The organism is Thermodesulfobacteriota bacterium (assembly GCA_040754335.1).
In the GTDB taxonomy this organism is placed as follows: Bacteria; Desulfobacterota_D; UBA1144; order Nemesobacterales; family UBA2774; genus 2-12-FULL-53-21.
On record JBFMCV010000005.1, the window covers coordinates 276,156 to 296,499 of the forward strand.

A 20,344-nucleotide genomic window follows, 5' to 3' on the forward strand; every position below is an offset into this window, starting at 1 on the left:
TGCATCTTGCATCGTGAAACCGTGGGGATGTAGCTCAGCTTGGGAGAGCGCCGCGTTCGCAACGCGGAGGTCGGGGGTTCGATTCCCCTCATCTCCACCAATGGTTTCAGGGGGTTGCGTCACCTTCCCTTGATTGTAAATCTCTCCTGTCACCGGATTTGTCACCAATTGAGTCAGAAAAACAGGCAGAGAGTCCTTCTAAAGCCATCTTTAGGGACTCGTTAGGGTGAGCGTATCTCATGGTCATATCCAAGGTCGAATGTCCGAGTATCTCCTTTACCGCCACTATAGAATGCCCTAGCTCAACCATTCTTGTTGCCGCGGTATGTCTCAGGTCGTGAAACCTCAGTCCTTTTATACCTGCTTTTTCTAATGCGAGAGTGTAGGCTCTTTTTAAAGAGTCATGTCTCTTATAGGGTGTTCCTTTGGAGCTAAGAAATACGTTCGATTCCCCTCATCTCCACCAGTGATCTCAGGGGGTTGCGGATTCTTCTAACATAGGTTTTTGCCGATCCGGGCGATCTTCAATTTTACTACCTCTCTTGTATCGATAGCCCGAGAAAAAACAGCTTAGTTTTTCCAGTCTCGTATTGTAAGATTGATTTGACGGGTGGCAAGGGCGTGGCCGCTCAACAGAGCTGATAACGTCCATCCGAACGTAAATTAAATAAAGGAGGTTAGATCATGCGAGACAAAATCGTTGTTCTTGTTATGGTCTTCTTAATCGCCGCGACCCCTTTCTCCTTTGCAAAGCAGAACCAGGTTTGTGATTCATCATGCGAGAACGACGTTACGATTGTCTACCAGTTTGATCCGCGAACGGAAAGCTGCGTCAAGCACTTCGCGTATCCGTGCGAGCCATACGCCTGTGATGCTGAAGGACTCACCTGCAAAACGTCATGCGTCAGCGATGCGGACTGTTCTCAGGCTGGGAAGTGCGATACGGCAACCGGCAAGTGCGGCACCATATCGTCTTTCTGCAAGGACGCTCTCACCGTAAAGCTGACCAACGGAATAGAGCAGGAATGTACCCCGTATGCGTGTGTCGGAGGAGCATGTCAGCAGCAGTGTGTTACTGACGGCGACTGTGCGGAGGGATATGCGTGTGCGGACGGTCACAAGTGCGAACTACTGCCAGCTGAGTAAGCGGCCATTTAGTTAGTCCGGGCCGCTTTGCGTGTTTCAGATTTGATGAATCCCTGCTCATTGCGAGGCTGTGTCCGCAACGCGGACGCCAGGTTCGATTCCCCTCATCTCCACCAGTGATTACAGGTGGTTGTGATACGATTGAGTTAGTTCCAGTTAGATATGTGATCTGTGTACATGATATCATCAGCCCTTCTATCCAGGCTTATTTAAGCGCTCAGCACCCCGTCAAAATAATCCGCTCGCTGCCAGGAAAGGAATAACGAGATAAATAAATGAATCTCTTACAATGTAATAAGCAATCACTACGAGAATAAATTTCAGTCCCCGGGTTCGTAACAGTTCTTTAAAACCTCTGTTCTTGATGATAAAGACGCTATCGATGATATAGTACTTGTACATACTAAAGAGATAATTCTCTTTTAATATCGTTAGAATCTTGCTCATAATAACCTCCCATGCTTTGTGATAGCGGGATCGGATTCGGAAAACCAGCCATGCCGGCCCCAGTCCCATATCACGAGTTCAAGCTACGGTATCAACCGTCTTCTCTTCTGTATGATGTTTCATCTTCCTGGTAAACGGTATAAACATCGGAACAGACTCCCGATATTGTTCGTACGCCCTACCGTGCTCTGATATCAAATCTCTTTCTTCGTATCTGATGGCAACGAGTATGTAAGCGGTCGTAGCGATAGCGAAGAAAAGATGGGCTGCGGTCATAGTCGGAGTCGCCCAGAAAGCAAACAACCATCCGACATATAGCGGGTGTCTTATGTATTTATACGGTCCGGGCGTTCCGAATTTAAGCTGAGTATACGTTTCACCCATCAAATAGAGCCATACCTGGCGCAGTCCGAATAGATCAAAATGGTTTATCAGAAAACTCGTCACTAAAACAGTCACCCACCCGAATGCAAAAAGTGAGTACAGAATTATTCTTAAAGTTTCATTTTCTGCGTTCCATATGGTTCCCCCCATAGGTTGCCACTGCCAGAATAACAATATAAGCGCGAGGTTCGAGAATAATACGTAGGTGCTGCGCTCGGCTGCTTTGGGAATGAGTTTGGTCAAAATACGTTTAAATCCCGGTCTGGCCATTATACTGTGTTGCAGGGCAAAGATTCCCAGTAACACCGTATTCAGTAATAGAGCTTGAGATAGAGGAGCTTCCGGGGTTGAGTCAATGGATTTAGGCACCAGAAAATTACCTACAAAACCTATGGCGTATAAATATGTTGCAACAAATAAAAAATAAGAAACCACTCCATATCCGAAAACTATTATTCTTTTAGAAATATCGTCTTTCATTTTTTCTCCCTCCTGATTTCATAAATTCTAAATAGAGCGGGAGTCTCGTTCGAACCAGACTCCCAGCCCGTTTAAACCTTTGTTATATCCTGACGCCGAACACGAGAAGAGTATTCTCATCGCTCGTCTCCTCAACCGTGGTCAACGTATCGTCGCCGTGCGTCTTGACCGGGCTGAGGTAGAAGCTCATCGGGCTCGTCTCTACTTCCCCGCCTATCGTCTCGCTCTTCAGCTCACAGACCGCAGGGCCGTTTGTGTAAAGGACCATGTAGTCGGAAGCGAACGATAGGGCGGAAAAACCGAGCGATAACCCTAATACCGTGACTGCGATTAACTTCTTCATTGCACTTACCTCCGTTTGATTTATTTGCTGAGATAATGGTGCAACGGATGTGCCAAAGATAAATGAGAAACATATATCAACGATTACAGCGAGTTATGAAGTTATAGAGGGTAACGAATTATTATTGAATTTTCGCTCATAGCGATTTCTCGCTACAATGTGCTAATATCTGTGATAACTAGGCTCGCTGTAATGAGAGCTCCGGGAAGGGGGTGGCAGAAATGAGGGGCATGTACCTAGCATGTGCGGCGGCTGTTTTTATTATGCTTGTCGTACCGTTTTCCCGCGCCGGGTCGAACCTGAACTCGTCGAAGAGCAACCTCTATAAGCTCGTATATTCGACGGATGCAGTGAGCTCATCTCAGGCGGCGGCTATACTCGCGGACCTCGATGCCGCAACGCAGAGCCAGGGACGGGTAAATCTCGATGCCGCGGTGGGTCAGGCTTTGAACAAGCAGGGCCTCGACACGAAAATCAAAAAGACGATCATCAGGCCTGCGGCGGCAGGTCAGCTTACGACAATCATCATACTCTCGAACCCTGCTGACGAGGCTCAGGCGATAGCCGTGGCCGACGAGGGCGTGCCAGCGGATAAGCCGAAAGGGAAGAAGACGAACTGAAGGACAGCTTTTTGCCGACTTCGGCGGTTCGATCCCATCTATCTCCGTGAGCGATCTTAACAACTCACACAGCGCCCTGGCGGGCGGAATAAAATCGTATAATTAAAGTCAATGTATCACGCGGGGTGAATCCGGCAATGTATGCGAAGAATATACCTTTCGCCAGTCACGAGGTGAGGTGGTTTTTCGACGGGGCTGTCGATAAAAATCCCGCCCTGGGGAGCTGGTTTGAAACCAGCTCGCCTATTCCAAAGCAGGGCGGCTTCGGCCCGCCTGTGTGGATGGGAAGACTCGGCGGCGAGCCTGACGTGTATCTGCTCGTACCGGGGGCGGACGACATGGGCATCAAGTGGCGGGAAGGGAACTTTCAGGTCAAGGGACGCACGGCTTCACTCGGGGTGCACTCGTTTTGCGGGCGGTTTCAAGGGTCTGTCGAGCGCTGGGTGAGGTGGTCCTACGCGGGCATGCCGGAGGCGTACCGGAATTTGTTTCTCGACGGGAACGAAAAGGGTTTAATCACAGTAAGCGTCCGGAAGACACGGGCACTCCGCAAGATAAAGATAGACACATACGACGGGAGCGCATTGGAAGTCGATCCGAAGGAGTTCATCGACCGCGGGATTAATTTCGAGCTCACTGATATAGAAGTCGGCGGGAAGCCTTATTGCACGGTTGCGTTCGAAGCGTATCCCGACGATTCGGCGATGCACGCCGCGTTTACGCGGGTGGTTGAAGCGTTTCTCGGCGGGCTTAAGGGGGTTGAATTGGGCGCGGGGAACTCGATGTCGTATCCGGAGTGGCTTTTGAACATAGTTTCAGGAGCTGGTAATAGCGGATAAATGGGGTAATTGTGGATTGGTCGAGGAGGGAGCAGAAAAAGTATTATCAAGATTACTGATATAGCTTGATGGAAAATTTTCCTTCATACTGTCGGATGTTATAGAAGCACGGTCAGACTATCAAAAGTTAAAAGAATCTGATTACTATTATAATATTTATATGACTGGCCCGAAAATAAATTACATTGCAAAGGTGGGCGAAAACAAAGGGTGGCGTTTGTTAGGTGATGAACCACAAATGCAATGGAAAGCATTGGAGCGATATATTGCTGAAAACTGGGGAAAAGACAAAGCCGGCATGAAGGCAATTTTAGGTTGCCTAGTAAAGCTTGATGCTTGTTTGATGCAAATCAGTAGAATTAGGGAATTTTACGATAAATTTATACAGTCAGCTAGTGATAACGCCACAAAGAATAAAGGCAAAGAGTTTTTGTTTGTTTTAAATGGTCAAGAAGCAATTGCGGATTTTGAATCATTACTACTTCATGGGAGAGCAGCGTTAGATAGATTGACATGGTTGGTTTCGGAGAAATATAATAGCAAAACGCAGAGTTATAGGAGTCTTGAAAAGATTCTGAATAATTTTGCACACAAGGATCAAAAAGCAAAAAACATACTTGAGTTTGTAAATATATCGAATAGCTGGGTGCTTGGATTACTTGCTACAGTTGGCAATGATGAATCATTCAGGGATTTTGTCGCTCACAAAATTGCTAGCATAGAGAAGCGAGTAACTTGTTTTCAGATACATGTTATGACTGATGGTAAATGCATTTTACTAGATTGTGTTTTAGATAGGTTTCCCGTTTTCAAAAGTAGTACTGAAGCAGTTAAATTCCTGTCATATCTAGTCTTGAACTCATTGGCTACAATTGTGGAACAGAAAGTATATAGTATAGATAAGTACGATTCGCTGTGGGAGAATAAAGCAGTTGTTTTCGCAGATTTTGTACTTGACGAGCCGGAAAATTCACCACTAGGTAAAAATCATTTAAGGGTCGTAAGTGATATGAATCCTGATAATTTCGTTCTACGTACTAGAAACGTGAGACCGGATATATTTAATCATAGCATTAAGTTACTGTAATGAATAATTTTAGAATCTACCGTATCCTTCCAGAATTTCTTAATCCAATTCTAATATTGTCTATAGCTATGTTTGTAATGTTATTAGGTCTAATAAATCTCGGTTTCACGCGATTTGGGCTTTCTTCTGCCTCTTTTCCATTTCGGACTTGAGGTAGGCGTTCTGGTCGTGGTAGATAGCGCCCTCGGGCAGGTATTCCCAGAGGGGGCCGAGGTCCTTCTTCATTATATCGATGTAGAACTGGGGTATCTCCCTCGTCTCGCCCTCGAAGAACGCCCTGAACTGAACATCATCGTCCAAAAATTTCCTTATCTTGCGATAGTACCGAAGACGCCCGAAGCCTTCCGTGGAGACGGCGCGCATCAGGTTCATCCACCGGGGAATGCGAGTCCTCGTTTTCCTGAAGCGGTTGTAGATAGAGCGCCACGAGTACGAGTATTCGGCAAGCCCGATTATATTGTCGTAGAATTCGGGCCATGAGTAGTTCCTGGGCTTCACGTTAGAGGCGTGGCTGTTGTTCATAAAATGGAACGGGAACGGGAGCACCCTGTCCTCGCTCTGGTATTCGAGGTTGAGCGGCGCAGCCCTGCCGAAAGCCGTGATAAGCGGATAGGCAGGGAAAGCGGCGGGAGCGAGATCGACGAACCTCTTCGTGAGCTCGAAAGACTCCGCCCCGTTATCGCTGTCGAGCCCGACGACGAAATTCGTCTGCACGTAGGGTATGTAACTCAGTATTTGATTTATATGCTCCGAGACGGCCTTTACCTTTTCCATCCCCTGCTTCGCCCCGGTCTTGGACTTATTCCCCATATCGAACCAGGATTCGATGCCCGGCAGTACGGCCTGGAAGCAGTTTTGTTTGAGGCGCTTCAGGTGGGGCTCGGAAAGGAGAGAGAGGCTGCTCTCGGCTATGAAGTCGATGCTCCCTACCGGTACGGCTTCTTCGATCGCGTTCATGTAATCGTCGAAACGTACGCCGAAGTTGGGGTCGTACCAGCTCACAAGCGGCCGTTTTATCTTCGTCCGGACGAATCTTAAATCTTCCTTGAGCATATCGAAGTCGAGCGGCTGATAAGGCTCGCTCGCGTCGATGCAGAAGCTGCATGTATAAGGGCAGCCGAGGCTCCCGATCATCGGGACTACCTTAAAGAGGAAAGTCGTCTTCTCCAGCGCCTTCGAGATGTACTTCCAGCGCTCCCTCACTCCGGGGAGGTGTTTCGGTGAGCTCTTCGCCGACAAGCTCACACCTTCGGGCCTGTAGGGCCTGCAGTCCTCGAGCACGTCCCGGCATAGCTCCTCGTCGGTGATCCCCATTACGTAGTCGAAATACTTGACCGCGTCTTCGGGGTAACAGCGTGCGTGAGGACCTCCAAGAGCGGTGACTACGCCCTCCCGCCTGTATTTCGCACTAAGCGCATAAGCCTGAATTGCGGATTGAGTAAAGGCGCTTATGAAGACCATGTCCACGTCTTTCGGCGCGTCCTTAGCCAGGTCTTCGAGCCCCGTAAAAATGAAATATTGAACCTCGTGTCCCGCGTCCTCGCACCATTTGGCTATGACCTGGGGCATGATGCCCATGAAGTTTGCGTGCATAACGCGCGCCCAGATAGAATGGTTAGGGGACTTTGTGATGAAGTCGATTACGCCGATTTTGAGTTTCTGCATCAAGCTCCCGATTAAATCTCACGACACTAGTAGGGTCCGTTCTGGTTTAATCAGGAATGGAATAAATTCAGAAGGGTCTACTTACCATTTTCTGTAAGAGAACATTAAAGAGCCCAGGAAGATCATCTACGCTCTTTCAGAACATTTACAGAATACACGAAGGGTGGGGAGAAAGCAATCGTGATTAGAAATTCCCCTTAGGGGAGAGGGGAGTCGAGAAGACGAAGGACAGGGTATGTATATATTCAGACGACAGGCGGGCGGGAGCTGTAAGTTATTGCGGCATATGGGCTATCCGACTGTAGGGGAGTAGGCCGGCGATGAAAAAAGGTTGAGAGTAACCCAAAGAATCCAATTGTAATAGTAATAAAATTATTTTAATATCGACAGGGGGGATATTCTGCGATGACAAAATAAACTATGCGTCATGTGATTATTAGTGAGGCATGAAGCAAAAGGAGGCGGGCATCATGGGTATTTCAATATGTAATAAGCAGAATATTTCGGGGCGCTTGGGCAGTGACTTAATCGGAATTGCAGCAGTACTCCTCTTGTCGTTTTTTTCTCTCGATGTCCTTAGTAATTTTTCCTCGGCTCAGGAGGACTGCACGATTATGCAGGTTACCGATACAGTAGGCGGAGAGTCCGATGTTTGGTTTTTGAACTCGGGCGGGACATTGGGGGGTTTTGATTCCAATGCGGATGTAAACGGAGGTAATCCCGACGGCAGCTTCGAAGCGTATCTGATCAACACGGATACGTTTGTCATAACACAGCTGACCGACAACGCGGGATTGGACAGCTTTCCCTTCGATATATCCGCGGGGGACAACATCGTCGCTCTGTCTTCTGAAGGGGATCCGACGGGGGATAATCCTGACGGCAACAGGGAGATATTCCTGTTCGACAGGGGGACGGAGATATTCACTCAGATAACGGATACAACGGGTGAAGATAATATCGTTCCAGCGCTGAACAGCGACGGCACACTGATTGCCTTTGACTCTTCCGCGGATGTAACTGGCGGGAACCCTGACGGGAACAGGGAGATATTCCTCTACGATGCCGATACGGATACATTCACTCAGATAACCGATACCGTGTCCGGAGACAGCCTCGTTCCCGACATAACGCCCGACGGGACCACCATCGGCTTTCATTCTTCCGCAGACCTGACCGGCTCAAACCCTGACGCGAGCCTGGAGGTATTTCTATTTGACGTGGTCTCGATGACGTTTACACAGATAACGGACGGTGACGGCATAAATAGCGCGACGGCCGCGCTAAGCTCCGACGGCGGGGTTATCGGGCTCAACAGCGATACTAATCCGACAGGCGGGAACCCCGATAACAACCGTGAGATATTCCTGTTCGATACCGTTGCTATGTCATTCACGCAGGTGACGGATTCAGCTGATACGGATAATGGCGGACCTTCTATAAGCGCGGACGGCACACGTCTCGTATTTACTTCACGCGCCAATCTGACCGGAGATAATCCCGACGGGAATAGAGAGGTGTTCCTTTTTGACGCAAATACGGGAATTACCACTCAGATAACCGATAGCGTGGGCGGCAGCTTCTCGGACGCCGTAATAAGCGGCGACGGCACGAGGATACTGTTCACTTCGGGTTCGGATATTACGGGGGAGAACCCGGACGGGAACATAGAGGTCTATTTCGCCGACTGCCGCGTGATAGTAAGCGACGGCGACACAAGCGGCGGGTGCGCGATTGCCGGGGAGGTTTCGCCGGGTCAGGCGGGGGTAAATGCAGCCATAATGCTGCTCATTCTTTTCGCTGGGGTTTCAGGGGTGCTGAGGAAGAGAAAACGGGTTTAGCCTAGCCTTATGCGTTGGAATTTGCTGAGAAAATTCCCCGCGGCGGATGAGCCCGCCGCGGGGAGTGTGGAACAAGTTCTAATTCTTCGCTTCCGGCGTGAATTCGCTTACTACGACATACTGCGGGTATACGAAGCTTCCCTGAGTCCATATCGCCCAGTCGGGCGCCTCTGCTAGGGGCTTTATCTTGTTGAGCGGGTGGTCTTCCGGGGCCTTGAACGTTATCTTCGGATTCTTCATCTCGACCGTGCCGCCGACCCAGGGTATCGGGTACTTCACTACCTGGCTCGTCGTTTTGCCGTCTTTCTCTTCCGTCATTAATCCGAAGTAATTGAGGTGTCCTCCGCCGAAATTCCCGAGCTCGCTCCCTACGTCGGCAGTCGCCTCGATGAGGGGCTTTCCGTCAGCCGATGTGAGCACGGCAGTGAGCTTGCCGTCCTTTACCGTGGTGGTCGTCATGCCTTCCTGCGCGGGGATGCCTATCTTCTTCGTGTATTCGCGCATGGCGGGCGAGCTGTTGAAGTAATAGACGAAGTACCTCCCCGGGATCGTCGTATCTGACCCCATGACGTACGAGTCCTGGCCGTTCAGCTCGACGGTGAGATAGGTGAGCGTGTAGGCCCCGAAGCCCGAGGTCTGTGTCGCGTTCGGAACAGTGTACATGTTGATGACTATATGCCCCGCCGGGTTGGGCTCTAGTCCCGGCGGCAGGAGGGCTTTAAGCGTCTCGGGGTCGGTCTTGTAGGCCGCTATGAACATCCACGCGTCCGTCACAAGCTGGGGCGCGGGAAGGTCGGCGGCACGGGCGGCGTCCGCCTTCCAGACGCTCCCCACAGCGGACAGGGCGATCGATGCAAAAAGCAAAGCGGTACAGAATATCTTGGCTAATCTTCTCATAACATATCTCCTTTGATGATATGGGATAGATGCTGATACATTTTTAATACTAATATGAGAAGCCCGGCCGTTGCAAGAGGTTTTTAAACGCCCGGACGATAAGTCGAAGACAGAGTAATCCCAGTATTTGCGGGGGCTAAGCTTGAGAAACTAACGTTTGTACCAGGGATGGATAATTCGAAACAGGATTGACCACCCTCCAATCCTCCTTTATTCAATCGAAGAAAGGTCAATCTGCTACACAAGCTATTCTCATCGATTTTCACAATTATGTCAAGACTCTTTGTGCTTATGGAGGAAAGGCCGCCGGGAGCCGGGCCGGGCCGGGTCGTATTTTGAGGCTGGAAGCCGTATCACAGGGACGACTTTTCACACATATAAATGAATGCCGGCGGGATGTTACTCCACACGATCGGGCTCGTTTCGACTTTGTCGAATTTTGCATAGAGCTTCTTTTTGAACCTCCAGGCCGCTGGAGCCACGACCCCGAGCACGTATGCATATGTCAGAAATAAGCCACCCGGCTTTAACACGTCGTAGATGGAATCGAGTATGAGCTGCTGGGTCTCTCCGTTGAATGTAGACCACGGGAGGCTGCTGATAATCCGGTCGCAGCCGCTCTCTCCGTGCATCTCCAGGTGCTTCATGACGTATTCGGCCGAGGACTGGTAGACGACGGCGTCGGGGCACTTTCTTTTGGTAGCCTCGACGAATGCGGGGTTTATCTCGAGTGCGAAGAAAGTAGTGCTCTCGGCTTTTTTCCGCATTATTTTTTCAGTAACTACACCCGTCCCCGAGCCGAGCTCGATCACCGTGGAAACGTCCCCGAGTCCCGCCATGTCCGTCATCAGCTCGCAGAGCCTGTCGCTCGAAGGAAGGATGGCTCCGGTTCTTGCCGGATTTATTATGAACTGGGTGAAGAATTTAAGGTTGTACTCTAGCTCCGTATCGGCGCTGATGTCGTTTCTTCTCATCGCGTATTGCCCCGTACTGCTGCAGCGCCGTAATAAGAGTGGCTATTAGGGGCGTGCAACCGTTTGTTATAAGCCTTTCTTTATACATCGATTGGGGGGAAATGTCAATTTTTATGGCGTATTGGTGTTATCTCGCGAGAGCCCCGGCTCTTTTTGACAAATTATTGTTGTATAATTACAATCCCGAATGATCTTCTGAGAATTTAATCACCGTTAGTGATTTATCATCACCTGATTGAAACGGCGGACATCGGATGCAGGATGAAATAATTATAGACATAAAGGACGTTTATAAATCCTTCGGCCCCAAGGAAGTCCATATGGGCCTCACGCTGTCCATCAAAAAAGGGGAAAATATCACCGTGCTCGGCGGGAGCGGCTCGGGAAAGAGCGTGCTGCTCAAGGAAATCACGGGGCTTCTGAAACCCGACTCGGGGGACGTTATAGTGGAAGGAGAAAATATCGTACCGATGGAAGAGAATGATCTCGTCAACGTGAGGAAGAAGATGGGCATGCTTTTTCAGGGCGCCGCGCTCTTCGATTCGCTCACGGTCGAGGAGAACGTCGCATATCCGCTGAGAGAGAATACGAAGCTGCCGGAGAACGAAATCAGGGACATGGTCGCTAAAAACCTCGAGCTCGTTGGGCTTCCGGGGATAGAGGACAAGATGCCGTCCGACCTGAGCGGCGGTATGAAGAAGAGGGTCGGACTCGCGAGGGCGATGGCGATGAACCCGCGCATACTACTTTACGACGAGCCTACGACAGGGCTCGACCCGCCCAATATAAGCAGGATAAACCAGCTCATAAGGCACATGCAGGCCCAGTTCGGCATAACGGCCGTCATAATCACGCACGACGTGAAGAGCGCTTTCGAGATATCTGACAGGATCGCGTTCCTCCATCACGGGAAGATCATATTCACAGGGACCGTGAGCGATGCGGAAAAAACCGATATAGAGATCCTGAGCGACTTCATACACGGCAGGATGGGCGGGGCCGACGAGTGAATTATTTCACCGACACGGGCCTCCGCTAATAATCTCCCGGGGTGTCGAGTCCTTCGACTCCGGTGATCTTCCATCCGCCGATTCCCGATTTTTCGAGAGTGACCGTGACGTTGTCCGGGGACCCATCGCTTCCTATCAGTGTATGCGGCATTCCGGATTCGTGTCCCTTGACTAGGACATCAAGGTTTGCCGCGGCCTCCTTTTCGCCGGATTCGTTTTTGCCGAAGACGACGGAGAGCCCCGAGTACGAGACCTCGATCCTGTCGTACCGCTCAATGGCCTTCTTGATTATATTCTTCACGGCGGGGTAGCTCTCTCCGTATTCGCCTTTGTATTGAAGGGAGAAGTGTTCGGTTACGCCGTCCGTATCTTTATTGTCCGCCGCGACTATCATTTTATTGAATACCGCTTCTATATCCCCCGCATCGTTCCCGCGCGGGAAGAAAAAATATATAACAGCCAGGGCCGCTACGACCAGAATCAGCAGATATTTCGACACGGAGAAAGTTTACTTTAAGTCGACTTTCTTTTCACTGCCGTAAGATTCCGCGCTCAAATCCGTGCCGTCCGTTTCGACGGTTACCTCTCCGAGGACGGAAGTATCGAAGACTGCAACATGCCTTAGGGATTCTCTTAGCGGAACGTCGTCAGCCATGAGCGACGGATCATGCTCTCCCGTTACCAGAATGCGGGGCGATACCTCGTTCAGGAATGAAGAAAACGCTTCGTCTGTAATAACGGGAGAAATAAAGAGGACGTCGCTCCTCAGCCTCTCCCCGTAAGTGCCCGTGAGCGCCGAAAGAGCCTTGGCATCGCCGAGGGACTCGCCCGTGAGAAAAATCCGGTTCTCGAAAGCAAGCCTGAGCGCGAGCGGGCGGGGGAGAGAAGAGTCCCTGATTACGAAGTCGCCGCCGGGCTTAAATACTTCCAGTTTCGATCCATCGCCAAGTGGGATCTCGTCCATGCCGGCAAGGTCTTGCCAATTTATCCCCTTCTCCTTGATGATTCCCCAGAGCCCGCCGTCGAGCTTGTCGCCGTTCGTTATTACCTTACCTACCCTGAAATTCTCGAGCAGGTATTTCGCGCCGCTCATGTGGTCCTTATCTGTCGAAGTCAGAATCAGTATGTCGATACCGTTCACTCCGGAATGGAGCAGGAATCTGCCGGCCACGTTTCTTTCTATGTACCCCTTCCTGTCGAGGTTCGAATAGCCGCCGTCTATGAGGAGGTTTCTGCCGCCCGGGAGCTCGAAGAAGACAATGCTTTTATCCTCTCCGGCGTCGAGGAAGCTTGCCGTTAGTCCGCGGCCGCGATACCTCTCGATAACCGGGTACGCCGCGCTCAGTACGAATGCGAGCGCTATCGCGGGAAGGATGAATTTTATCCTCCCGTATCTTCCCGCGAGCAGTATGGCTATGCCGAGGGCAAAGAAGAGCAGAAGGCTGAGCGCGCCGAGAGGGGGTATCGTCAGGGACGAGTACGGTATATCGAGCAGCAGCCCGATGCCGAATACCATCATGTTGATGAAATGTATGTTGATGGATATGAGTGCCCACGCTATGCGTTCGGAAATCATAAATACAAGGAAAGAGAGTAGGCCCAGAGGCACTATCAGAAGCTCGACGAGCGGCACCAAGACGATGTTCGCCGGTACGGATACGAGGGGGAGTATGCCGAACGAGTTTATTATCAGCGGGAACGTCGCGAACGTGGCGGCGCACGTCGTCTTTACGAGAGTCGCCGCCTTATCCCTTAGCGTGCCGAACCTGAAGGGGAAGAACTTGTGCGCGAGCAGGATGCCGAGAACTGCCGCGAACGAGAGCTGGAACGAGAGCTCGAACAAAGACCACGGGTGCCAGAGGAGAATGACGAACCCTGCAACGCCCAGGGTATTCAGCTTGTTTTCGTCCCTCCCGGCCATTATCGCGAGGAAGAAAACGGATATCATGATAAAGGCCCTGACCGCGGGAGTGTTGAAGCCGGCGACGGCGGTATAGAAGAAGAGAGGCAGTATCGTTAATGCCGCCGCGATCTTCATCACCTTGAAGCGAAGCATCATGTACTCGGAGCGCTTGAGAAGCCATTTGATCAAGAGAAAGAAGACCACGGCCACAGCGCCTACGTGAAGACCCGACACGGATAGCACATGGGCCACTCCGGCTTTCGAGAACTCCACCCTCGCGCCGGGCGGGATGCCGCCGTCGTCTCCTATGGTGAGCGCGTTAAGTATCTCGTTCCCGGGCGGCGGGAAATTCGTCCTAACGAAGTTCCCGTACCGGAGCCTGAGCCTGTCGAGGGAATATATGACGGAGCTATACGATTTATCGCGCCCGAACGAGATGATGTACTCGCTTCCCTCGACGAACCCCGTCGCGTAGACGCCCTGTCTTTCATAGTACTTTCTGACGTCGAACGCACCTTCGTTTCTGAAATTGGTAACGGGCTTAAGCTTTACGCCTATAACGCGTATCCTGTCCCCGTACGAGATCCCGGGGGCGTCTTCAGCCGTCGAGATTATGACCTTTCCGTTCACCGGTTCTGGGACCCCGTCCGCTATCGCATATTCCGTATCTAAAAAGAGCCTGGATCCCGTTTCCTTTTTCTCGGGAGACTTGTAGACAGTACCTTCGAGGTCGATCTTCGTTCCCTCGAACGACGTAATGCCCGCGCCGGGGGAATATAAAGGGCCCACGCTGAAAAGAATGCCGATCGGGATGAATAAAAGGAACCTCAGGGCCGGTGCGAGGAGGGCGATTATGCCGAAAAGAGGGGTCGTTATTGCGATAACGAGCCAGGGGGTCCCTATATACTCGTTCAACAGAATGCCTGCGCAGAGTCCTGAGAGAGGGGGGATTATTTTATACCTTGCCGTGAAATCCCGTAAGATGGCTGCGATCCGCATTATCGTGTGTTCCGTAAGTATCCGACGTCCGGTCCGGGTTTGAGTATCAATTATATGACGAAGAGAGTGATATTCTCAATATCGAGAATCATCGTCGTACTACCCATAATCATTTATGATTGAAGCATCGGTTCGGTTTAGTAAGGGGATCCATCGAAAATTAGTTTTTATCGGAGTCTTTTCTTCATTTTGTAATCAATTCATCGACCCAACTGAGGCTTGGTTTGTTTATATCAATCCCTCCTTGACGTATCAATCAATGATGCTATAATAATCATAACAGAATCATCACTTGGCCGATTGTTTTTGTTTGGTGATTCAGTTATATTAAAAAAGCACACTCGAAGAGGTGTTATTATGATTGAGATTAGAGAAGCAATAGCTCAGAAAAAACGTGATATAGCCCGTCTTCGTTCAGCGGTAGCTGAACTTAAAGAAGCGGAAGAAGATCTAAAGGCTCTTGAACGGGCATATGAGTTAATGGGTGGTGCAAATGAAAAGTCACCACAGCCGAAACTATCGATTGAACCGACTGATAAGACACAAAATCTAACCATTTCTGAAGCAGTGGAGATGATTCTAAATAAACGGAAAACACCCTTACACATGGATGAAATCTTGAAAGAAATCAACGTAACCTACGGTAAAGATACAACAAAAGAAGCTTTGGCGGTCGCAATAGGCCGTAGTATGGCAAGACATAAGATCTTTATCAAAACAGATCCCGCAACGTATGGGTTAGTTACATGGTATCAGAAAGAAAATGATAAAAATAAAAAAGAATAGGCGTTTAATCGTGATCTTGTTCTTGAAAGGTGATAATTACGAAGAAAGCGGAGAAAGATACCCTAAATATCCTTCTCCGCTCAAACATGTTTTTGCTGCTGTCGTCTAGAGGGTCGAGGACACCCGACTTTGGATCGGGTAACGGGGGTTCAAATCCCCCCAGCAGCACTTATTATAAAATTATAACACGTATATATATCTTGTATAGGTATATACATTTAGCCTAAAGTAAATGAATGTCGGGCTGATTTTTCGTTGAAATCATGTAAATGAGGTGGATTTTATCAAAGCGATTGCATAAGCCGCTATGCCCTCTCCCCTGCCTGTAAACCCCATGCGGTCTGTGGTTGTGGCCTTTACCCCGATCCTGTTTCCGGGGAGCCCCATGATTTGAGAGAGCGAGTCTTTAATAGCCTGAACATGGGGGGCGATCCTGGGCTTTTCGCATACGATGACGCTGTCTACGTTCTCGACTTCGTATCCTTCGCGGTTCAACATCCGGAGAATCTCGCTCAGGAACGAGAGGCTCGACACGCCTTTATACCGGGGGTCGCTGTCGGGGAAGAGAGAGCCTATGTCTCCCTCTCCCAGCGCTCCCAGGAGCGCGTCGCATATAGCGTGAGTCAGCACGTCCGCGTCCGAATGTCCCGACAAGCCGAGGCCGAACGGTATTTCGAGGCCTCCGAGTACGAGCTTCCTGCCTTCCGAGAATTTATGGGCGTCGAACCCGAATCCTATTTTGTACATATATGCGGCCTGTAACGTGATCAATCGCGAGCGGGCATATTTTTTGGAATGGATGCCGTCGCTCTTATTATTGCCCACCCTGTCTCATTTTTAATATGAGCTCCCCCAGCATGAGGTCCTCAGGCGTCGTAATCTTGATATTGTAAGGCGAACCCTTCACTATCTTTACCTTAACGCCCGTCCTCTCGACGAGCTGGGATTCGTCCGTACCCGTAAACCCTTCATTGTACGCCTTCGAGAAGGCGTATTTCAATATATCGTATCTGAATGCCTGAGGTGTCTGCGCAAACCAGAGAGAGTCTCTCGGGACCGTGTCCTCCACGTGCATGTCTATGGACGTTCTCTTGATCGTATCGCTTGAGGGGAGCGCCGCCAAAGCTCCGCCGGAGATTAAGGCCTCCCTGATCACCTCTTCGAGTAGCTCGATTGTTACGAGCGGACGCGCGCCGTCGTGGACGACCACGACGCCGGGGTTTCCCGACAGGGCATTTAAGCCGTTTAAGACCGAGTCCTGTCTTTCGGGGCCGCCGGGTATTACCCGTGTGACTTTCGCTATGGAGAACCTGTCCACTATATCGGCTTTGACCGATCCCGCGCAATCGTAAGGGACGACTATTACGATCTCGCTTATAAGGTCCGACTTCGAGAACGTTTCCGCGGAATACGCGAGTACGGGCTTCCCAAGGAGAGGCATGAACTGCTTCTGCAAGCCGTCCCCGAACCTTTTTCCCTGACCGGCCGCCGCAATGACAGCCGAGGCGCGAATTCTATCCACGGTAGTCGGAAACCGCGTGCTTGCTGTCATCTTCCTTGACCCTCGAGAATATCATCCTGCCGGTCGGGGTCTGGAGCACGCTCGTAACGGATACCTCTATCTGGTCGCCGAGGTATCTCTTGGCCTCATCGACGACGACCATAGTGCCGTCGTCCAGATACCCTACGCCCTGGTTTTCCTCTTTCCCTTCCTTTACGACATGGATGCTCATCGTCTCTCCGGGAAGGACGACGGGCTTAAGCGCGTTCGAAAGCTGGTTCAGGTTCATTACCTTGACGTGCTGGAGAGCGGCTACTTTATTGAGGTTGAAGTCGTTCGTAATGATTATTCCCTTGAGCCTCCGCGCAAGTTCCACGAGCTTGAGGTCGGCCTCTTTTATGTTCGGGAAATCGTGGTTCGTGATCTTTACGGAAACGTTCGGAATGTCTTTCTGCATTCTCTTGAGGACGTCGAGGCCCCTTCTCCCGCGGACGCGCTTTATGGGCTCGGACGAATCCGCGATGTGCTGGAGCTCCTTGATAATGAATTTGGGGATTATCATAGGACCGCTTATAAAGCCCGCTTCTGCGACGTCGGCTATCCTGCCGTCGATGATCACGCTGGTGTCGAGAATCTTCGTTTCTGTCACCATTCTCGTATGGACCCGACCTCTACCGGCAGCCTGCTCGGTTTCCTTCCCCTTCCGGTATCCGATCGTTATTCCGACGTAGAATAGAAACAGGAAGAACGCCGCCGAGATCAAAGGAGAAATCGCGCCCGGAAGCGCGAACCCCGAAACGACCTCCTTTACGGCGAAAAAGGAAAGAGAAGCGGCTGCTATTCCGATAGCCGCTCCGAGAAAAGATTTAGGTGTGTAGCTCCTGATATTTCTTTCGAGATAGAGCGCAATGCCTGTGGATACGGCTCCCAGAAGGACGCCGGCCGCGGCTGCAATAACCAGGTCGTAATGCGTATAGGCAATAGAAAAACCTGTCAGAGCACCGAGTATAAAAAATAGAACCTTTGTTTTCATTTCTCCCTCACCACAATCCCTGCCCCTCTTGTATGGATTCGGTTATGACTAAGTATAAGTAATCGCTAAATTTTCACAAGTTTACGAAAGAGCGCTTCGATTAAACCATGAAAGTCCGTCTTGAATCCGGGCGCGGCTTCGATTACTGATTCCGGAATCCGCAAGGGGAGCGAGATTGTTATTTTTTAGTGTAAAGCTATCAAGACTTGCCGCTGTTCACGGCGTCTATGACTTTCACAATCTCGTCAACAACTCTCACATACTTGCTTCTTCCGGTTCCGGGGGGCTTTGCCCTGCCGTCTATGCCAACATCGGCTAAGATTTCCCCGGTAGTTTCATCGACCAAAGTTACCCTGACCTGAACGGACATTTTTCCCTTGTCGTCGTAACCCATGAAAATATACTCACAGTACTTACATCCCCTGGTATATCCGCTTACGATCCCGTCGACAAGCAGTATCTTCTGATCGCCGCTCGATTCGAAATCGCTCACGCGGCTTATGACCTTAAACTTGTCCTGAGTCCTAAGCTCCTCGGCCACCATATCCGCTATTACGGTGCCTGAGTCATAAGGCACCCATTCCAGATCCGTTTTCCTGAAGTCCGGGATCAGAACGACTTCGTAAGCAGAATAGGAGGCTTCGGGCGCTTTAAATACATTTACGTTGGTCGGGCCTTTGGCACACCCGAATAATAAGAGGAAATTTAGGATTACGCATATATATAAATATCTTGCTACCATTACGTTCCTCCGTTTTTCGTGGGTTATATTGTATACGATATTGCAATTTGTTAAAGTACCGTTTTTATTTGGATGACGAGCGTGAAAACCTGGATTCCCGCCGCCGTTCCAATCAAGAAATTAATGGAAGGCCGGGCATCGCTCAGCGCGCTTATATTTTCTACGCAGAAAACGAGACTATCCCGATGATTCCCTTTCGGGCGGTTCCCGGGGAGGGGAGCCGGGCTCCGCAGTGAGTCGGATGACGTCAATGAGCCTCTATAACTTTATCAGCTTTGCCGGGATATTCATACTCGTCGGGTTCGCGTGGCTTATTTCTTCCGACAGGAGGAACGTGAATTACCGGGTGGTGATATGGGGAATCTCGCTCCAGCTGCTGTTCGGTGCGTTTATATTCCTCCTGCCTGCGGGAGCGAGTGTATTCCTCTTCGTTAACGATATTGTGGTAATGGTCTTGGGCTCTGCCTCTGCGGGCGCGGAGTTCCTTTTCGGGAGGCTCGCTCTCCCACCGGGCGGCACGAACGCCGCGGGGGAGGGCTCGCTCGGGTTTTTTCTGGCTTTCCAGGCCCTTCCGACAATTATCTTTTTCTCGGCCCTCATGTCCATCCTCTATTACACGGGCGTGATGCCCAGGGTCGTAAAGGGATTCTCTTCGATGTTCTCGAGGCTGATGAGAGTATCAGGGGCGGAATCCGTGAGCACGGCGTCTAATATCTTTGTCGGGATCGAATCGCTCCTGACGATAAAGCCTTATCTCGACCGGATGACCCGCTCCGAGCTCTGCACGGTCCTGACGGCGGGCATGGCGACCGTTTCATCGAATGTTCTCGCGCTCTATATTTTCAGCTTAAGGAGCGAATTCCCTACGATCGCGGCGCACCTCGTTTCGGCGTCCATACTCTCGGCTCCAGCCTCTCTCGTCATGTCCAAGCTGATAATCCCGGAGGACTCGGTCCCGCTGACCCTGGGGATAAAGGTGGAGCCTTATTTCGAAAGGGAGGCCAGCCTGTTTGAGGCCGTGATCAACGGAGCCGAGGGCGGGGTGAGGCTTATCGTTGGCATAGTCGCGCTTCTCGTTGCGGTGCTCGGGCTCGTAGCGCTGCTCGACCTCGTTACAGGAGGTCTCGGCTCGTATTTGAATAATTTTCTCGGATTAGATATCGACTGGTCCCTGAAAGGACTGCTCGGGTATTTATTCTATCCGTTTACGCTCGTGATAGGGGTACCCCTTTCAGACGCTTATCAAATATCCAAAATAATCGGCGAGCGCGCCGTGGTCACGGAAGTCGTTTCCTACCAGGACCTCGCGCGCGCGATGAGGGAGGGGACGATAGCCGACCCACGCTCCCCCGTACTTGCGGCCTATGCCCTGTGCGGCTTCGCTCACGTGGCCTCCATGGCAATATTCGTGGGAGGAGCGGCGGCCCTTGCTCCGTCGAGGAAAAAGGATATCGCCTCCGTCGGACTGAGGGCGTTAATAGCAGCCACACTCGCCTGCCTGATGACCGCCTGCATCGCCGGCGTTTTCTTTATGGGCAAATCCGCCCTTCTCGGTTGAGACGTAGTTCCATTGTAGAGCCCCCGTTCAGGGTGAGTTCGGCTACCTGAAACATCCGGGCCTATAGACAGGTATCGAGGAGGAGTCTG

At 50.8% G+C, this 20,344-nt stretch carries 18 protein-coding genes, 2 tRNA genes and 1 pseudogene; 9 read left to right on the plus strand and 12 right to left on the minus strand.

Annotated features, from left to right (window positions below):
• Positions 1–23 precede the first annotated feature (23 nt).
• A tRNA-Ala gene (locus tag AB1598_12200) sits at positions 24–100 on the plus strand.
• Positions 101–106: 6 nt separating this feature from the next.
• On the opposite strand, the pseudogene AB1598_12205 reads toward AB1598_12200, so the two are convergent.
• The 3 genes and pseudogenes from AB1598_12205 to AB1598_12215 form a co-directional block, all read right to left on the minus strand.
• Positions 107–430 (minus strand): annotated as a pseudogene (locus tag AB1598_12205) (tyrosine-type recombinase/integrase).
• Positions 431–1,671: 1,241 nt separating this feature from the next.
• Entirely contained in the window at positions 1,672–2,457 is a 786-nt protein-coding gene (mddA, locus tag AB1598_12210; GenBank protein ID MEW6145770.1) for a methanethiol S-methyltransferase, read from the minus strand.
• An 82-nt stretch (positions 2,458–2,539) separates the two neighbouring features.
• Positions 2,540–2,800: a hypothetical protein gene (locus tag AB1598_12215; GenBank protein ID MEW6145771.1), complete on the minus strand. Its 261-nt coding sequence runs from the start codon at positions 2,798–2,800 to the stop codon at positions 2,540–2,542.
• Positions 2,801–3,021: 221 nt separating this feature from the next.
• Here AB1598_12215 and AB1598_12220 point away from each other — a divergent pair, with 221 nt between their 5' ends.
• The 3 genes from AB1598_12220 (at position 3,022) to AB1598_12230 (ending at position 5,346) form a co-directional block, all read left to right on the plus strand.
• Positions 3,022–3,420: a hypothetical protein gene (locus AB1598_12220; protein MEW6145772.1), complete on the plus strand. Its 399-nt coding sequence runs from the start codon at positions 3,022–3,024 to the stop codon at positions 3,418–3,420.
• Between the two features lie 137 nt (positions 3,421–3,557).
• Positions 3,558–4,259, plus strand: a complete 702-nt coding sequence (locus AB1598_12225; GenBank protein ID MEW6145773.1) for a hypothetical protein — start codon at positions 3,558–3,560, stop codon at positions 4,257–4,259.
• 160 nt (positions 4,260–4,419) lie between these two features.
• A complete protein-coding gene (locus AB1598_12230) occupies positions 4,420–5,346 on the plus strand; it encodes a hypothetical protein (GenBank protein MEW6145774.1) in 927 nt (308 codons plus the stop codon).
• Between the two features lie 105 nt (positions 5,347–5,451).
• On the opposite strand, the gene AB1598_12235 is transcribed toward AB1598_12230, so the two are convergent.
• Positions 5,452–7,011: a cobalamin-dependent protein gene (locus AB1598_12235; GenBank protein MEW6145775.1), complete on the minus strand. Its 1,560-nt coding sequence runs from the start codon at positions 7,009–7,011 to the stop codon at positions 5,452–5,454.
• 614 nt (positions 7,012–7,625) lie between these two features.
• Between AB1598_12235 and AB1598_12240 the strand changes: the two genes are divergently transcribed.
• Positions 7,626–8,852, plus strand: a complete 1,227-nt coding sequence (locus tag AB1598_12240; protein MEW6145776.1) for a hypothetical protein — start codon at positions 7,626–7,628, stop codon at positions 8,850–8,852.
• A gap of 78 nt (positions 8,853–8,930) precedes the next feature.
• Here the strand turns inward: AB1598_12240 and AB1598_12245 are convergent, their stop codons facing one another.
• Positions 8,931–9,749, minus strand: a complete 819-nt coding sequence (locus tag AB1598_12245) for an acetoacetate decarboxylase family protein (GenBank protein MEW6145777.1) — start codon at positions 9,747–9,749, stop codon at positions 8,931–8,933.
• A 353-nt stretch (positions 9,750–10,102) separates the two neighbouring features.
• A complete protein-coding gene (locus AB1598_12250) occupies positions 10,103–10,723 on the minus strand; it encodes a methyltransferase domain-containing protein (protein ID MEW6145778.1) in 621 nt (206 codons plus the stop codon).
• Positions 10,724–10,977: 254 nt separating this feature from the next.
• Between AB1598_12250 and AB1598_12255 the strand changes: the two genes are divergently transcribed.
• Positions 10,978–11,733 carry an ABC transporter ATP-binding protein gene (locus AB1598_12255; protein ID MEW6145779.1) on the plus strand — a complete coding sequence of 252 codons (756 nt, stop codon included), beginning with the start codon at positions 10,978–10,980 and terminating at the stop codon, positions 11,731–11,733.
• Positions 11,734–11,758: 25 nt separating this feature from the next.
• Here AB1598_12255 and AB1598_12260 read toward each other — a convergent pair whose 3' ends face one another.
• Together AB1598_12260 and AB1598_12265 are read right to left on the minus strand one after the other, a co-directional pair.
• Positions 11,759–12,232 (minus strand): hypothetical protein, encoded by a 474-nt coding sequence (locus AB1598_12260; GenBank protein ID MEW6145780.1) that lies wholly within the window; start codon positions 12,230–12,232, stop codon positions 11,759–11,761.
• Between the two features lie 9 nt (positions 12,233–12,241).
• A complete protein-coding gene (locus tag AB1598_12265) occupies positions 12,242–14,551 on the minus strand; it encodes a ComEC/Rec2 family competence protein (protein ID MEW6145781.1) in 2,310 nt (769 codons plus the stop codon).
• 441 nt (positions 14,552–14,992) lie between these two features.
• Between AB1598_12265 and AB1598_12270 the strand changes: the two genes are divergently transcribed.
• Both AB1598_12270 and AB1598_12275 read left to right on the plus strand, forming a co-directional pair.
• Positions 14,993–15,421, plus strand: coding sequence for an HTH domain-containing protein (locus AB1598_12270; GenBank protein ID MEW6145782.1), 429 nt, complete (start codon positions 14,993–14,995; stop codon positions 15,419–15,421).
• Positions 15,422–15,515: 94 nt separating this feature from the next.
• Positions 15,516–15,589, plus strand: a tRNA-Gln gene (locus AB1598_12275).
• A 93-nt stretch (positions 15,590–15,682) separates the two neighbouring features.
• Here AB1598_12275 and ispF read toward each other — a convergent pair.
• The 4 genes from ispF to AB1598_12295 all read right to left on the minus strand — a co-directional run bounded on the left by ispF (position 15,683) and on the right by AB1598_12295 (position 18,697).
• Positions 15,683–16,168, minus strand: coding sequence for a 2-C-methyl-D-erythritol 2,4-cyclodiphosphate synthase (gene ispF / locus AB1598_12280; protein ID MEW6145783.1), 486 nt, complete (start codon positions 16,166–16,168; stop codon positions 15,683–15,685).
• Positions 16,169–16,235: 67 nt separating this feature from the next.
• Entirely contained in the window at positions 16,236–16,973 is a 738-nt protein-coding gene (ispD, locus tag AB1598_12285; GenBank protein MEW6145784.1) for a 2-C-methyl-D-erythritol 4-phosphate cytidylyltransferase, read from the minus strand.
• Positions 16,936–17,955, minus strand: coding sequence for a PIN domain-containing protein (locus AB1598_12290; protein MEW6145785.1), 1,020 nt, complete (start codon positions 17,953–17,955; stop codon positions 16,936–16,938). The genes ispD and AB1598_12290 overlap by 38 nt, the downstream gene beginning before the upstream one ends.
• A 199-nt stretch (positions 17,956–18,154) precedes the next feature.
• Positions 18,155–18,697: a hypothetical protein gene (locus tag AB1598_12295; GenBank protein ID MEW6145786.1), complete on the minus strand. Its 543-nt coding sequence runs from the start codon at positions 18,695–18,697 to the stop codon at positions 18,155–18,157.
• A gap of 250 nt (positions 18,698–18,947) precedes the next feature.
• Here AB1598_12295 and AB1598_12300 point away from each other — a divergent pair, with 250 nt between their 5' ends.
• Positions 18,948–20,255: a nucleoside transporter C-terminal domain-containing protein gene (locus AB1598_12300; GenBank protein ID MEW6145787.1), complete on the plus strand. Its 1,308-nt coding sequence runs from the start codon at positions 18,948–18,950 to the stop codon at positions 20,253–20,255.
• Positions 20,256–20,344: the final 89 nt, after the last annotated feature.